Origin of the sequence: Providencia sp. PROV032 (genome assembly GCF_028484875.1) — a bacterium.
In the GTDB taxonomy this organism is placed as follows: Bacteria; Pseudomonadota; Gammaproteobacteria; order Enterobacterales; family Enterobacteriaceae; genus Providencia; species Providencia rettgeri_E.
This window is the reverse complement of sequence record NZ_JAMPSX010000027.1, coordinates 13,042-28,102: the sequence shown is the minus strand read 5'-3', so window position 1 is coordinate 28,102 and position 15,061 is coordinate 13,042. Positions and strand designations below refer to the sequence as shown.

General features: G+C 40.9%; 11 protein-coding genes and 6 tRNA genes. 4 read left to right on the top strand and 13 right to left on the bottom strand.

All coding sequences use genetic code 11. The annotated features are described in order from the left end of the window. Positions 1-202: 202 nt before the first annotated feature. From ybeY to miaB, 3 genes are read right to left on the bottom strand one after another with little or no spacing between them, the layout of a single operon-like run. Positions 203-676 (bottom strand): rRNA maturation RNase YbeY, encoded by a 474-nt coding sequence (gene ybeY / locus PSF42_RS16780; protein WP_213914234.1) that lies wholly within the window; start codon positions 674-676, stop codon positions 203-205. After that, complete coding sequence (locus PSF42_RS16775; RefSeq protein WP_272680390.1) at positions 677-1,729, bottom strand: PhoH family protein; 1,053 nt, start codon at positions 1,727-1,729, stop codon at positions 677-679. Between the two features lie 39 nt (positions 1,730-1,768). Beyond that, positions 1,769-3,199 carry a tRNA (N6-isopentenyl adenosine(37)-C2)-methylthiotransferase MiaB gene (gene miaB, locus PSF42_RS16770; protein WP_213914235.1) on the bottom strand — a complete coding sequence of 477 codons (1,431 nt, stop codon included), beginning with the start codon at positions 3,197-3,199 and terminating at the stop codon, positions 1,769-1,771. A gap of 461 nt (positions 3,200-3,660) precedes the next feature. On the opposite strand from miaB, the gene ubiF reads away from it, so the two are divergent. Further along, positions 3,661-4,848, top strand: coding sequence for a 3-demethoxyubiquinol 3-hydroxylase (gene ubiF / locus PSF42_RS16765; RefSeq protein ID WP_272680388.1), 1,188 nt, complete (start codon positions 3,661-3,663; stop codon positions 4,846-4,848). 70 nt (positions 4,849-4,918) lie between these two features. Here ubiF and PSF42_RS16760 read toward each other — a convergent pair whose 3' ends face one another. From PSF42_RS16760 to nagB, 10 genes are all read right to left on the bottom strand, one after another. Further along, on the bottom strand, positions 4,919-6,262 hold the full coding sequence (locus PSF42_RS16760; RefSeq protein WP_227528990.1) for a dicarboxylate/amino acid:cation symporter: 1,344 nt from the start codon (positions 6,260-6,262) through the stop codon (positions 4,919-4,921). A 586-nt stretch (positions 6,263-6,848) separates the two neighbouring features. Continuing rightward, positions 6,849-6,923 (bottom strand) — tRNA-Gln (locus tag PSF42_RS16755). 11 nt (positions 6,924-6,934) lie between these two features. Further along, positions 6,935-7,011 (bottom strand) — tRNA-Met (locus PSF42_RS16750). A 46-nt stretch (positions 7,012-7,057) separates the two neighbouring features. Then, positions 7,058-7,132: transfer RNA gene (locus PSF42_RS16745), tRNA-Gln, on the bottom strand. Positions 7,133-7,164: 32 nt separating this feature from the next. Further along, positions 7,165-7,239 (bottom strand) — tRNA-Gln (locus PSF42_RS16740). A 31-nt stretch (positions 7,240-7,270) separates the two neighbouring features. Beyond that, positions 7,271-7,355, bottom strand: a tRNA-Leu gene (locus PSF42_RS16735). 7 nt (positions 7,356-7,362) lie between these two features. Further along, positions 7,363-7,439, bottom strand: a tRNA-Met gene (locus tag PSF42_RS16730). A 370-nt stretch (positions 7,440-7,809) separates the two neighbouring features. Continuing rightward, a complete protein-coding gene (gene nagC, locus PSF42_RS16725) occupies positions 7,810-9,033 on the bottom strand; it encodes a DNA-binding transcriptional regulator NagC (RefSeq protein ID WP_125894166.1) in 1,224 nt (407 codons plus the stop codon). 11 nt (positions 9,034-9,044) lie between these two features. Further along, entirely contained in the window at positions 9,045-10,208 is a 1,164-nt protein-coding gene (nagA, locus tag PSF42_RS16720; protein WP_125894164.1) for an N-acetylglucosamine-6-phosphate deacetylase, read from the bottom strand. 74 nt (positions 10,209-10,282) lie between these two features. After that, entirely contained in the window at positions 10,283-11,086 is an 804-nt protein-coding gene (gene nagB / locus PSF42_RS16715; RefSeq protein ID WP_272680387.1) for a glucosamine-6-phosphate deaminase, read from the bottom strand. 458 nt (positions 11,087-11,544) lie between these two features. On the opposite strand from nagB, the gene nagE reads away from it, so the two are divergent. The 3 genes from nagE (at position 11,545) to PSF42_RS16700 (ending at position 14,996) form a co-directional block, all read left to right on the top strand. Continuing rightward, positions 11,545-13,530 (top strand): N-acetylglucosamine-specific PTS transporter subunit IIBC, encoded by a 1,986-nt coding sequence (gene nagE, locus PSF42_RS16710; protein ID WP_254879919.1) that lies wholly within the window; start codon positions 11,545-11,547, stop codon positions 13,528-13,530. Positions 13,531-13,778: 248 nt separating this feature from the next. Next, the gene (locus PSF42_RS16705; RefSeq protein WP_004256948.1) at positions 13,779-14,033 is read left to right on the top strand and encodes a colicin E3-like toxin immunity protein; all 255 of its coding nucleotides are present in this window, start codon (positions 13,779-13,781) and stop codon (positions 14,031-14,033) included. Between the two features lie 195 nt (positions 14,034-14,228). Then, complete coding sequence (locus PSF42_RS16700) at positions 14,229-14,996, top strand: SEL1-like repeat protein (protein WP_125894158.1); 768 nt, start codon at positions 14,229-14,231, stop codon at positions 14,994-14,996. The last annotated feature ends 65 nt before the right edge of the window (positions 14,997-15,061 follow it).

Below are 15,061 nucleotides of genomic sequence, written 5' to 3'. Positions count from 1 at the left end.
TATCTCGAACTGCAGCGTTGTTGGCTGTACTTGGTACCAAAAGTAGGCCAAGTTAAAGTATTTGGAGCTTAGGTTAGTTAATAAAAACAGCTTACTGGATTCTTTTTAGCATAAAATTGACGGTTTATCTGCAAAATAACCGTCAATTTTTTGTAAAGTAATGCTTTCTATCAGAAAGGCATTTCAAAAAATTATAGTTAGGTCACTCTTTTTCTGCAAGATATGGGTCTTCATAGCCCAATTCAGCCAGAATTTCGGTTTCTAAACCTTCCATTTCTTCTGCTTCATCATCTTCAATATGATCATAGCCTAAAAGATGAAGGCAACCGTGAACAACCATGTGTGCCCAGTGTTCTTCTGCCGTTTTTTGTTGCTCAACCGCTTCTTGTTCAACGACTTGGCGACAAATAATTAAATCACCGAGCAAAGGAAGCTCAATTTCAGGTGGGGCTTCAAAGGGGAATGACAACACGTTAGTCGGTTTGTCTTTACCGCGATAGGTTAAGTTCAAGTGATGGCTTTCAGGTTCATCAACTACCCGAATAGTGACTTCACTTTGTGCTTGAAATTTCGGCAACACAGCGGTTAACCAACGCTGAAACTCGTCTTCCGAAGGCAAACCATCAGGGTTTTCACACGCAATTTGTAAATCGAGAATAATTTCGATGTCACTCATTTATGGGTTTTCCTGCTTTTCAAATTGCTTTTGTTGTTCTTTTTCTTCACGTAATTGTTGGCGACGTTTATTATCTTGTTCTTCCCATACTTCATAAGCCATGACGACTTTTGCAACGACGGGATGGCGAACCACGTCTTCGCTGTGGAAGAAATTAAAGCTTAAATCATCCACTTCAGAAAGCACTTCAATGGCATGACGTAACCCTGATTTACTACCGCGAGGTAAGTCAACCTGAGTAATATCACCCGTCACAACCGCTTTGGAATTAAAGCCAATACGTGTTAAAAACATTTTCATCTGTTCGATGGTGGTGTTTTGGCTCTCATCTAAAATAATAAACGCATCATTTAAGGTACGACCACGCATATAGGCGAGCGGTGCAACTTCGATAACATTACGTTCAATGAGTTTTTCAACTTTTTCAAAGCCTAACATTTCAAATAGCGCATCATAAAGTGGACGTAGGTAAGGGTCGACTTTTTGGCTGAGATCCCCAGGCAAAAAACCCAGTTTCTCGCCTGCTTCAACCGCTGGACGGGTAAGCAAAATACGACGAACTTCTTGGCGCTCTAACGCATCAACAGCTGCTGCGACTGCTAAGTAGGTTTTACCCGTTCCGGCGGGGCCAATTCCAAATGTAATATCATGGTCTAAAATATTGGCGATATATTGCGCTTGATTTGGGGTGCGTGGTTTGATCACACCACGTTTAGTTTTAATATTCACCGCCTTGCCATAGTCAGGCACGCTATCGGCAGATTGCTCTAAAACGCGGCTATCCATAATGGCTAAGTGAATATTTTCAGGGTCGATATCAGGGGTCACACCGCGTACGGGTGCGGTATCGACATACAGTTGACGCAAAATTTTGCTCGCCGCTTGAACATTCAGTGGCTTACCCGATAACTTAAAACGGTTATCACGGCGATTAATTTCGATAGCAAGGCGGCGTTCTAGCTGCTTGATATTATCGTCAAATGGCCCGCAGAGGCTCATTAAACGCTGGTTATCTGCGGGTTCTAGAAAGATTTCTTGTGTTGCGATTTGCAAATTTTTTGTCTCGGTCACTGAATATCCTATGGTTGCGGCTTAGGGTTGAAAGCTACCAACACCTAGCTCATCTTCTTTACGGGTACGTGCAATAACAGATTCTGGCGATTCATGAACGCGAAGACCCATTTGGTCTTCTGTACGAATGACTTTACCGCGTAATGAGTTGGTATAGACATCCACAATTTCGACATCCACAAATTTACCGATCATATCCGGTGTGCCTTCAAAGTTTACCACACGGTTATTTTCAGTACGTCCAGATAGCTCCATAACGTTTTTACGGGATGTTCCTTCAACTAAGATACGTTGAACGGTTCCCACCATTTGGCGGCTGAAGCTTAGTGCCTGCTGATTAATACGCTGTTGCAGTAAGTATAGACGCTGTTTTTTCTCATCTTCAGTTACATCGTCAGGTAAATCTGCAGCGGGTGTGCCAGGACGTGCGGAGTAGACAAAGCTGTAGCTCATGTCAAAATTCACGTCTGCAATGAGTTTCATTGTTTTTTCGAAGTCATCAGTTGTTTCACCGGGGAAGCCCACGATAAAGTCCGAACTGATTAGAATACCAGGGCGTGCTTCACGCAGTTTGCGAATAATGGCTTTGTATTCAAGTGCGGTGTGCGCACGTTTCATCATTGTTAGAATGCGGTCTGAGCCACTTTGCACGGGGAGATGCAAAAAGCTGACTAATTCAGGGGTATCGCGGTAGACTTCGATGATGTCGTCAGTAAATTCAATTGGGTGGCTAGTGGTAAAGCGCACACGGTCGATACCATCAATTGCAGCGACTAAACGCAATAATTCTGCAAATGAGCAAATTTCACCATCAAAGGTTTCACCGCGGTAGGCATTCACGTTTTGGCCAAGCAAATTAACTTCACGTACACCTTGTGCCGCTAACTGCGCGATTTCAAACAAGATATCATCACAAGGGCGACTAACTTCTTCACCTCGGGTGTAAGGTACTACACAGAAGGTGCAGTACTTGTTACAGCCTTCCATTATCGAAACGAAAGCCGTTGGTCCTTCGGCACGAGGTTCAGGTAAACGGTCAAACTTTTCAATTTCAGGGAAGCTGATATCGATAACTGGGCTACGAGTGCCTTGAACTTGGTTAATCATCTCAGGCAAACGGTGCAAAGTTTGCGGGCCGAAAACGATGTCAACACTTGGTGCACGTTGGCGAATAAAATCCCCTTCTTGTGAAGCGACACAGCCGCCTACACCAATAATAATGTCAGGGTTTTTGTCTTTAAAAAACTTCCAACGACCAAGTTGATGGAAGACTTTTTCTTGTGCTTTTTCACGAATTGAACAGGTATTAAGCAGTAATAAATCGGCTTCTTCTGCAATTTCAGTGAGTTGATAACCATGGGTATTTTCTAATAAAGATACCATTTTGGATGAGTCATACTCATTCATCTGGCAACCCCAAGTTTTAATGTATAGCTTTTTATTCGTCGACATGTCGTATATCCGGTGTTTTCGAAGCGGCTAGTGTAATGGACTCCGAAACGCGTTGTAAATCCAAAGTCCTACCCTTTATATTTGGGAAGTCGCATGCATTTTGATTAAGGACATCATTGTATGATGGGATAAATGCAAAGATATTTAAAATAATATCACCACACGAAATCTAAGGGCAGGCAATTTGCCTATTGTTTTAAAATTAGCACGTATTGTATTCATTTGCGGCATCAGTGACCAGAGGATGTTGCGAAATTGTGGTTGTTTTTTGTGCAAATCAAAATGTTTTCAGCAAAATACACTATTTGTAAGGTTATAAAGAAGAGAGAAACGCATGAGCTCTAAGCCTTCAATACCTATATTTCCTGTGACAGCCATCATTTTTCGGTACAATACCTTTATTAACGTAGTCACTGTTATCAAACGATAACCTTTATTAAACAATAAATAGTAGCGAACGTATGAATAAATTAATCGAATCTTATGATGTTGTCGTCGTTGGCGCAGGGATGACTGGCGCGGCAGCAGCATTGGGCTTTGCTCAAGAAGGCATGCGAGTCGCTTTGCTTGAAAAAGCACAACCTGCGGCCTTTGACTCACAAAGTGCTCCTGATGTTCGTATTTCTGCGATTAGCCGCGCTTCTGTTGAATTGTTGGAACAATTAGGGGCTTGGCAACATGTGAAAGCAATGCGGAGTGCGCCATATCGCCAGTTAGAAACATGGGAAGAACCCGATAGCAATGTGGTTTTCGATGCTCAAAGCCTTGGGTTGCCTGAACTCGGTTTTATGGTAGAAAACCGTGTGTTACAACTTGCATTGTGGCAAGAATGTGAAAAATACAGCAATCTAGACCTTGTCTGTCCTGCGAGACTTATCAATTTATATCAATCTAAGCAGCAAAAAGAGTGGATGTTGGCATTAGATGATGGCCGAACTTTACAAGCTAAGCTTGTGGTCGGCGCTGATGGCGCTAATTCGCAAGTCCGTAAAATGGCAGGAATTGGTAGCCGAGGCTGGCAGTATCGCCAATCATGTATGTTGATTAGTATTCAAACACAGCAGCCTCAGCAAGACAAAACATGGCAGCAGTTTTTTCCGTCAGGGCCGAGGGCATTTTTACCTCTGTATGATAATTGGGCCTCATTAGTCTGGTATGACAGTCCCGCAAAGATCAGACGTTTACAAGGTATGTCAATGGAACAATTGACGGGAGCGGTTTCTGAAGCTTTTCCTGAACGCTTAGGGCCGATCACTGCGATAGCTTCCGGGGCGTTTCCACTGACCCGTCACCACGCAAGTCGCTATGTGATGGATGGGCTGGCACTGATTGGCGATGCCGCTCATACCATCAACCCTTTAGCGGGGCAGGGAGTGAATTTAGGCTATCGAGATGTTGATGCATTGCTCAAAGAAGTGACTTACGCGCGTGAATACATACAACCATGGAATTCCCTTGATGTATTGAAACGTTATCAACGCCGTCGTTTACCTGATAATTTAATCATGCAAGCTGGAATGGATGTGTTCTATATGGCATTTAGTGAAAAGTTACCGGGATTGAAAATAGTTAGGAATCTTGGGTTGATGGCGGCACAGCGCGCCGGAGAAGCAAAAAAACTGGCTCTGAAGTATGCGTTAGGGTTATAGAACTTATCTTAGATATATAAATAGGCCGCAAAATTAGAGGCCTATTTATAATTAAATGAAGAAGTTAGCGCTATTTATTATTAGCTAAATCAATTGGCTGAATGTGACTTATATCTGTATTGATGCTGTCGTCTTCAGTAATCACTGAATCTAAAGTTTCATTTTTTGCTGAAAATGCATGAGCCAGTTTTTCTGTGTCGAGTTCTTTTTCCCAACGTGCAACAACGATACACGCACATGCGTTACCGACTAAGTTAGTTAAAGCGCGGCACTCAGACATAAATCGGTCGATACCTAAAATAAGCGCCATGCCTGCAACAGGAACGCTTGGTACCACCATCAAAGTGGCTGCTAAAGTAATAAAACCTGCACCCGTTACACCAGCTGCCCCCTTCGAGCTTATCATGGCAACTAGCAGCAATGAAATTTGTTCCCAGATAGTCAGCTCAATATTGGTGGCTTGGGCAATAAATAATGCGGCCATCGTCATGTAGATGTTGGTACCATCAAGGTTGAATGAATAACCAGTAGGGATCACTAAGCCTACAACAGATTTTTCACACCCCGCATGCTCCATTTTTCGCATTAAACTTGGTAATGCGGCCTCAGAAGAAGAAGTCCCTAATACTAACCAGAGTTCATCTTTGATGTACTTAATCAGTTCAATGATTGAGAAACCGTTATATTTGGCTACCGCTCCCAACACCAGTAAGACAAATAGCAGTGATGTTATATAGAAAGTCATAATCAGCATCATTAAATTGCCGATAGAGGATATTCCATATTTACCAATGGTAAATGCCATTGCACCGAATGCCCCGATAGGGGCGAGTTTCATTAGCATCGCCACCATTTTGAACACAGGTTCAGAAAAGTTTTGCAGTAACTTAACGATAGGCTCGCCGTGTTTACCCGTTGCAGCTAGCGCTAACCCAAAAATAACTGCAATAAACAGAACTTGCAGAATATTTCCATTAACTAATGGGCTGATGACGGTATCAGGGATGATATTCATCAAAAAGCTGACAATCGAGGATTCGTGTGCTTTTTCAACGTAGGTGGCAACTTTGCTGCTATCCAAAGTCGCTGGATCAATATTAAGCCCCGAACCTGGACGAATGATATTCGCGATGATAAGACCGATGATGAGAGCAATTGTCGAGAAAGTGATAAAGTAGAGCATTGCTTTACCTGCGACACTTCCCACGGCCTTCATGTTTGACATCCCTGATATACCGGTGACAACAGTTAAGAAGATAACTGGTGCGATAATCATTTTAACGATTTTGATGAATGCATCACCAAGCGGTTTTAGTGACTCACCAATGTCTGGAAAAAAGTGACCAAGTGCTATACCCAGAACGATGGCTACTATCACTTGAACATATAATATTTTATATATGGGTTGCTTTATCATGTTTCGCATAAATTTTCTCTGTAAAAATGTTGCGTTTGGCAATTTATAATTATTAGGTTTAAAACTTTTATTAGAGTTTTTGAGAGCTAATTTAGTTGGAATGGAGGAAGGGGCTGAATTCATTAGTACCAGTGAGTGATAATAATTTGACTGGTAATAATCATACCTAACTACAATTCTAGGGAAGGTTACCACTTTAAATGGTTATATAAAAATGATTGAAGTCACATATTTGATATAAAAGTTACCTAAACGTAAATTTTATAGGGTAAATGTTGCTCTAAGATCACTTTTAGCGATTAAGTTGCTACTTATTTAGTAGTATTGGGATTAAATAAATAAAGATATCGCAAAAAATAATCCGTTAAGCTAAAAAACAGAGGTGAAAATATAGAAAACAGTGGAAATGGCTCCCCTGTTTATTAAAAATCGAACGTGTCTGCTGTTTTTTTTATTTTTGTTTCATTTATCAATAAAAGTGATAAATGAAATTAGAGGTAGGGTTTTATACATAAATACGTTATGCCTAAATGCACTACGGGGTGTTAAGGGAAATCTAATTTATGGGGGATTAAAGAGAGAATGGCTGGGGTACCAGGATTCGAACCTGGGAATGCCAGGATCAAAACCTGGTGCCTTACCGCTTGGCGATACCCCAACAAAAAGAAATGGTAGCTACGACGGGATTCGAACCTGTGACCCCAACATTATGAGTGTTGTGCTCTAACCAGCTGAGCTACATAGCCATTATTATTTCTTTGGAATGATTGTTGCAACAAGAAGGGAAGTAGATGGCTGGGGTACCAGGATTCGAACCTGGGAATGCCAGGATCAAAACCTGGTGCCTTACCGCTTGGCGATACCCCATCCGGGAAATTCTACTATTGATTGTATTAAGATGGCTGGGGTACCAGGATTCGAACCTGGGAATGCCAGGATCAAAACCTGGTGCCTTACCGCTTGGCGATACCCCAATCTTAAATTCAATACTACCGAGAAGGAAAATGGTGCGGGAGACAAGACTTGAACTTGCACACCTTGCGGCGCCAGAACCTAAATCTGGTGCGTCTACCAATTTCGCCACTCCCGCAAAATAATGGTGGCTATGACGGGATTCGAACCTGTGACCCCAACATTATGAGTGTTGTGCTCTAACCAGCTGAGCTACATAGCCATCTTTTTTTGCATTACCTTCGTCGGCGTTGCGGGGCGCATTATGCTAATTACACACACGACAGTCAATAGCTTTTTGCACTATTTTTCAGAAAATGTGTCTGTTTGTTTGATGAATAATCATTTTGTCGATAAAGCCAGCAAAAAACAAGCCCATATTTGAAAAAAATCACTTTTTATCTTACCTGTTAGATAAATGTAATTTGGTGACGCGTGAAGTCATACAGTGAAAGAGCGCAAAAATTTGTAACAGGAACAAAGGAGGGAGAAGACGACGCGATAGAAAAATAGCTTATGAAACGAAACGTTCAGATTGTCGCTAATAAAAAAGCAGGTATCTCGACCTGCTTTAAAGAGAGCAACGGTAAAAATTAGCTTTCAAACAGTTTTTGTAATAATTCACCATTGAGCATTGCCCGTTTAGTAAGTGCGAAAGCGCCTATCGCAGAGTTATGAACTAACTGTGACGTGACGATGGGGAGATTCTCCCTAAACCCTTTTAAGGCTTGTGTGTCAATGCAGCTTTGAATCGCGGGTAACAGAATTTGTTCTGCTTCCGTGATATCGCCTGCAATGACGACTTTTTCAGGGTTAAACAAGTTTATTGAGATAGCAATCGCTTTACCAATTTGACGGCCAACATGCTGAATAACTTCATTGGCAAGTGGGTCTCCTGTATTGGCGGCTTGGCAAATATGGGAAATTGTACAATTTTCCAATGTAAGGGAGCTTGAATAGCCTTGTTCTAAACGTTGTTTTACACGAGCTTCAATCGCTTGGTTTGAGGCAATGGTTTCTAAACAACCAAAATTGCCACAGTGACAAAGTTCACCGAGTGGGTCAACTTGGATATGGCCGATTTCCCCGAGGTTACCTCGGTGGTTGAGCAATATCTCTTTATTGATGACTAAACCTGCTCCTGTGCCTCTGTGAATACGGACGAGGAGTGAGTCTTCGCAATCACGGGTTGCACCAAAGTAGCTCTCAGCGAGCGCTAGGCTGCGAATATCGTGCCCTGCATAACACGTTATTCTAAAGTGCGCTTGTAAATTATCGATGAGATGCCAATTGTCAACTTTGATATGTGGCATGTAGTAGACAATTCCACTATTTGGGTTAACTAACCCAGGGAGAATAATCGAAATTGCGATTAACTCTTTTAAGCGTTTTTGATTATGTTCGATAAAATCTTCAAGGGCGGAAATCAGCTTTTGTTCTACCGCTTGCTGAGAAGGTTCCGTGATAGGGTAATGAGCATCGATAATCATTTTGCCACCTAAGTCGTATAAGGCGATGGTGGCATCATAGCGGCCTAAACGAACGCCAATGGTGTGAAAATTTTTGTGTTCGGAGACAATCGATATGGCACGTCGGCCCCCAGTGGAGGCCTGTTGGTCAACTTCTTTAATTAAGCCACGTTCGAGTAGTTGGCGAGTGATTTTAGTGACACTGGCTGGGGCAAGTTGGCTTTGCTCCGCGATTTGAATTCTTGATATCGGGCCATGTTGGTCAATCAAACTATAGACGACAGCGCTATTGAGTTGTTTGACGAGATCAATATTACCAATTTGCTTCAGCGAGTGGCTTTGATTCATTAGCTAGTTACTCATTTTTTGTAGACTTCTGCTCCGTTAACATAGGTTGCGAGGACGTCGAAGTCGTGGTTAAACGCGGTTAAATTCGCAATTTTACCCGGAGCGATAGACCCTAACGTCTCATCAACTCCAATGGCTCTTGCGGGGTAGAGCGTTGCCATTCTCAGTGTTTCATCTAATGGAATACCCACGTACTCTACACTGTTTCTTACTGCTTCTATCATTGTTAGTGATGAGCCGCTGAGTGTGCCATTTTCATCTACACATAATCCATCGCGGTAGTATATGGTTTTACCTGCGAAGATAAAATGATCCATTTCACCAGTTTGAGGATCTATTCCTGCGGGCGCGGTGGCATCAGTCACTAAAATTAATTTATCACCTTTTAAGTGTTTGCTATTACGGATATTTGCCCATTGGACATGTAAGCCATCCGCAATAATTCCGGCGTAAACTTCAGGGGTGTCATAAATAGCCCCTACTAAACCCGGGCCACGGCCTGAAATATATGGCATGGCGTTAAAAAGGTGCGTTGAAAAGCAGATTCCGGCTTTAAAACCTAGTTTGGCTTCCTCGTAAGTTGCATTTGAGTGCCCAGCTGAAATCACAATCCCTGCATCTTTCAATTGATGAATATAATTAACTTCAACCATTTCAGGTGCTAATGTGATTTTCGTTATCGCATCTGCATGGGCGGCTAAATAATCAATCATCTGCGCGGATGGTTGGCGGATAAATTCAGGGTTATGTGTGCCTTTCTTAATAACATTAATGTATGGGCCTTCTAAATGGAGCCCGAGAGCTTGGTTCTTGTGGTCTTTTAAATACTCGGTCATGACCTCAATACCATGCTTCATTAATTCGTCAGAGCACGTAATCAGCGTTGGCAAATAACTGGTACATCCCGTGCGTTCATTGGCTTTTTGCATGATATCCAAATTCTTTAATGTGACATTTTCTTTATTATCATTGAATTGGACACCACCACAGCCGTTGACTTGCAGGTCAATAAACCCAGCGGATAAGATTGCACCTTGTAGGTCATGCTGTGAAATATGGGAAGGTAATTCAGAGACAGGACAAACATCTTTGATGATTTCACCATCGATGATGACCGCATGGTTATCCAGTCTTTCATGACCTGTATAAATAATGCAATTTGTTAATGCATACATGGCTTAAACTCCTGACCTCTGGAAGGTGGGTCACCGATCAGCCTTCGCTGACCGGGTGATTGATAAATATAATATTAGTTAAACTTTTCAATAATTTCAGATTCTAGCTGTTTGAAATATTTAAGCGTTTTGACTTTTAATTCGAGTGTTGCGGGTTCATCACAGACGACCAGTGCTTTTGGATGCATTTGCACGCAGCTTACTGTCCACATATGGTTGATTGAACCTTCTACCGCAGCATGAACTGCATTGGCTTTATTTGCACCTGTCGCGAGTACCATTAACTCTTCAGCATCCATTAATGTGGCAACTCCCACAGTTAAAGCGAATTTTGGTACTTGGTTGATATCGTTATCAAAAAAACGTGAGTTAGCTTGGCGTGTTTCGGGCGTTAATGTCTTAATGCGAGTACGAGAGTTCAGTGAAGAACCCGGTTCATTGAAAGCAATATGACCGTCGTTACCTACGCCGCCCATAAATAAATTAATTTTGCCGTAAGATTTAATTTTATCTTCATAACGTTGGCATTCTGCATCAACATCAGGGGCATTGCCATTCAGTAAATTAATATTTTGCGCTTGAATATCGATGTGGTTAAAGAAATTCTCATGCATAAATGTGTGATAGCTTTGAGGATGATTAGCTGGAATACCAATATATTCATCCATATTAAATGTGACCACATGCTTAAAACTGACTTTTCCTGCGTTATATAAAGCAATCAGAGCCTTATAAGTTGCAAGAGGGGTGCCACCTGTTGGTAGCCCAAGAACGAAAGGGCGATCAGCAGTAGGGTTGAATGCGTTGATTTTATCAGCGATATACTGTGCGGACCAAATGCCGACATTATGCGCATTGTTAAGTGGAATTAGCCTCATGTCTTAATTACCTCTAATAAGTCTGTGAAATCTTTCATATATATATGTATCCCTGATGTTATTCATTAGATATAGGAATACTCGTTATACTTCAAATTTATTGTGCATTATCACTTGCTTGACCTGCTGTTTTTGTTTCAGTTCATGCATTCAAGTGTGCTGAGAATATACAGGTTAATAGCATAAAAAAGTTATTTTTAATCATAAAATAAGTTTTCAATAATAGCTAGTAATTTAGTCATATCAGTAACTCTTTCGTTGATATTTATCACAAATCGAACCTATTTATTTTGCATCGCGAAACAATTAATTTAGACTATGAAATTGATACTCTCAATAACCTAAATTATGATTTAGGTGTGTGAACAAGAAGATCCCGTAAATGGGACAAAAATAGGGCGATAAAGGGGGAGTTTGTGAATATTCTTAGCTACTTACAGCGGATTGGTAGGGCACTTATGGTGCCAGTTGCGGTACTACCAGCTGCAGCAATCCTGATGGGGATTGGCTATTGGATTGACCCAGATGGTTGGGGAGCCAATAGTGCAATCGCGGCGTTACTGATTAAATCGGGCGCGGCTATTATTGATAATATGTCCGTGCTATTTGCTATTGGTGTTGCTTATGGGATGTCAAAAGATAAAGACGGTGCTGCTGCACTGACCGGTTTTGTTGGCTTTTTAGTCGTGACAACACTGTGTTCTCCTGCATCTTATTCCATGATCATGAATGTTCCGTTGGAAAGCGTTCCTGCGGCATTCGGTAAAATAAATAACCAGTTCGTGGGTATCTTAGTTGGGGTACTGTCTGCAGAATTGTACAACCGCTACAGTGGCGTAGAGCTACCAAAAGCATTGTCTTTCTTTAGCGGTCGTCGCCTTGTACCCATTCTGACATCATTCTTAATGATCATCTTAGCCTTCATACTGATGTATGTGTGGCCAGTGGTCTATAACGGTTTAGTCTCTTTCGGTGAAAGCATTAAAGACTTAGGCTCTGTGGGCGCGGGGATTTACGCATTTTTCAACCGTTTATTAATTCCTGTGGGTCTTCACCATGCACTTAACTCAGTGTTCTGGTTTGACGTTGCAGGGATCAATGATATTCCAAACTTCTTAGGCGGTGCTAAGTCAATTGAAGCAGGCCTTGCAACAGTAGGTATTACGGGTCGTTACCAAGCGGGCTTCTTCCCAATCATGATGTTTGGTTTACCTGGTGCGGCATTAGCGATTTACCACTGTGCACGTCCAGAAAATAAGGCAAAAGTTGCTGGTATTATGATTGCCGGTGCGTTCGCGGCATTCTTCACCGGTATCACTGAGCCGCTTGAATTCTCCTTCATGTTCGTGGCACCGATTCTGTACGTAGTCCACGCATTGTTAACCGGTATTTCGGTTTATATCGCAGCAACAATGGAATGGATCTCAGGGTTCGGCTTCAGCGCAGGTTTAGTCGATATGTTATTGCAATCACGTAACCCACTAGCCGTTCAGTGGTATATGTTGATTGTCCAAGGCTTGGTTTTCTTCTGCATCTACTATGTCATTTTCCGTTTCATGATCCGCAAATTCAACCTGTTAACACCAGGCCGTGAAGAGAGCGCAGGTGATGAAACGATTGATGGTTATGACGAAAGCATTAGCCCTGCCGATAACAGTGACAGCGATATTCAAAAAGAAGCTCGCCAATATGTTGCAGCGGTGGGGGGTAGTGATAACATCGTCAGTATTGATGCTTGTATTACACGTTTACGTTTAGGCGTTAAAGATTCAGCAGTTGTTAACGATGCGATGACTAAACGTTTAGGCGCTTCAGGTGTTATCCGCTTAAGCAAACAAAATGTGCAAGTGATTGTCGGTACACGTGCTGAATTAGTGGCAAAAGCAATGACTGAAGTGATTGCAAAAGGCCCAATTGCAGGTTCTGCGCCAGTTGCAGCGGCAGAAGAGAAAAAAGCGACAGAGCCTGCGAAAGCTAAAGGCAATGTGATTTTATCTCTGGTTGCGCCAGTGAGTGGTCAAGTTTTCTCACTTGATGATGTGCCTGATGAAGCGTTTTCTAGCCGCATTGTGGGCGATGGTATTGCCATCAAACCAACAAGCAGTGAAGTGTTAGCGCCGGCATCAGGTACGGTGGTGAAAATTTTCGAAACTAATCATGCATTCTGCCTTGAAACAGAAAATGGTGTCGAACTCATTGTTCATATGGGGATTGATACTGTTGCACTGAAAGGCGAAGGTTGTGCACGTTTAGTGGAAGAAGGAGCTGAAGTAACCGCTGGCACACCAATTCTGAACCTCGACCTTGCGTTCCTTGAGGCCAATGCTAAATCAATGATTAGCCCAGTTATCATCAGCAATATTGATGACTTCGCTGGTGTCGAGATTTTAGTTGAAGGCGATGTGAAAGCAGGCGAAACGGTTATTTATAATGTTCTGAAATAATTCAGCTTAATATTATAAGTTAGTAAGAGGGTGGCTTAGGCCACCCTTTTTTTATGGTGGTTAAATAAGAAAAAGATAATCATACAGGGTATAACAAATAATGATAATCACTATCAATTGAGTTTGGTTTATAAAGAAAATATAATTAATTGTTAGCTTTGTGGGGAGGTGTTTTTTCTAAAATACGCGAATAATTAAAATTAAAGCGCCTAAAATAATTATAAAAAAGTATCTATAAGGAGAAAGGAATGGGATTAAAAATTCATTTGGTTTGGTTTGATAAACAAACAGAGGAATATGTTGGTGAAGAGTATTCTCTAGATCTAGGCGATAATGATAGCATTATAGAGGAAACCATTAATCCTGAGGAAAATATTATTAATAATGGTTGTTTTGATATGGTTTCTGACTGGGTTTCTAATCTTCAAAATCATATAAAACATAACATTGAATTTAGTAAATATGATTATCAAGTTTCATTCGATTATCGAGATGAATGGTAATTATCTATATTTATAAATTATTAGTAAATAATTTAATTTACTTGTTTTATACAAAATAATATTTATCTAAAACAAAAATATAAGGAATATGTAATATGACTGAATTAGTGAAATACTTATAACTTCACTCTCGACTTATGATTTAGGAGAAATTTCGTGAGGTTGATTTCATGGTTTATCGTTATAGGAGCGTTCATGATCGGGACTCCAACTTGGGGAGGAAATACAAATCCTCCTTTAATTCCAACTGTGAGGGATCGTCTATATACCATTGAATATAATGAAACAGAACTTCGTTATGACCCTGACCTACCTAAAAAAGTTTCTTATCCTGCAAACCAACAGCAAGTGCTTGAGTTATATCATCGGGCCTTAAAAAATAATAATGAAGATGATAATTATGTCTTGTTTTCTTTTTTCAGAATTGGTTGCACCGATTTTAAGCATTTACATAATGTGAAAGCTGCAAAAGAAGAGTGTGCACTGGCAAATTTCTTTTTGAAGAGAGTATTAAAAATTAATTCTAATAATGGGTTAGCTCTGTTATTTACAGGGGTAAACTATCAGCATGGTAATGGGGGGGAAATAAATATGCCAGAAGCAATTTCATATTATGAACGAGCTTACCACCTTCATGGTAATAAGGTACTTGTCGCAGTAAAAAATCTTTCGACGATTTATTTACATGGACTCGGCGGGATCCCTCAGGACTTTAATAAAGCTAAATACTATTTAGAAATGGCCGCAAGAGATAACCCAAAGGGGCAAGATGCATATTACCTCAAGAATTTTGATACATATGTTGATTTACTCAAAATATCAAATGAAGGTGATAAATGTAAGCAACAAAACCCGAATAACCGTATCTGGGTAAAAGAATGTAATGATAAAGTAGAAAAGAAAATAGAAGCGTACTTAAAAAAACATAGAGGAAATCAGAAAGAGAAAGATGCGATTGGTTAATTTACCAAAATTTTATTTTATGACTAATATGAAAGGTAGTTATGAATAATGCGTTAAAAATAGCG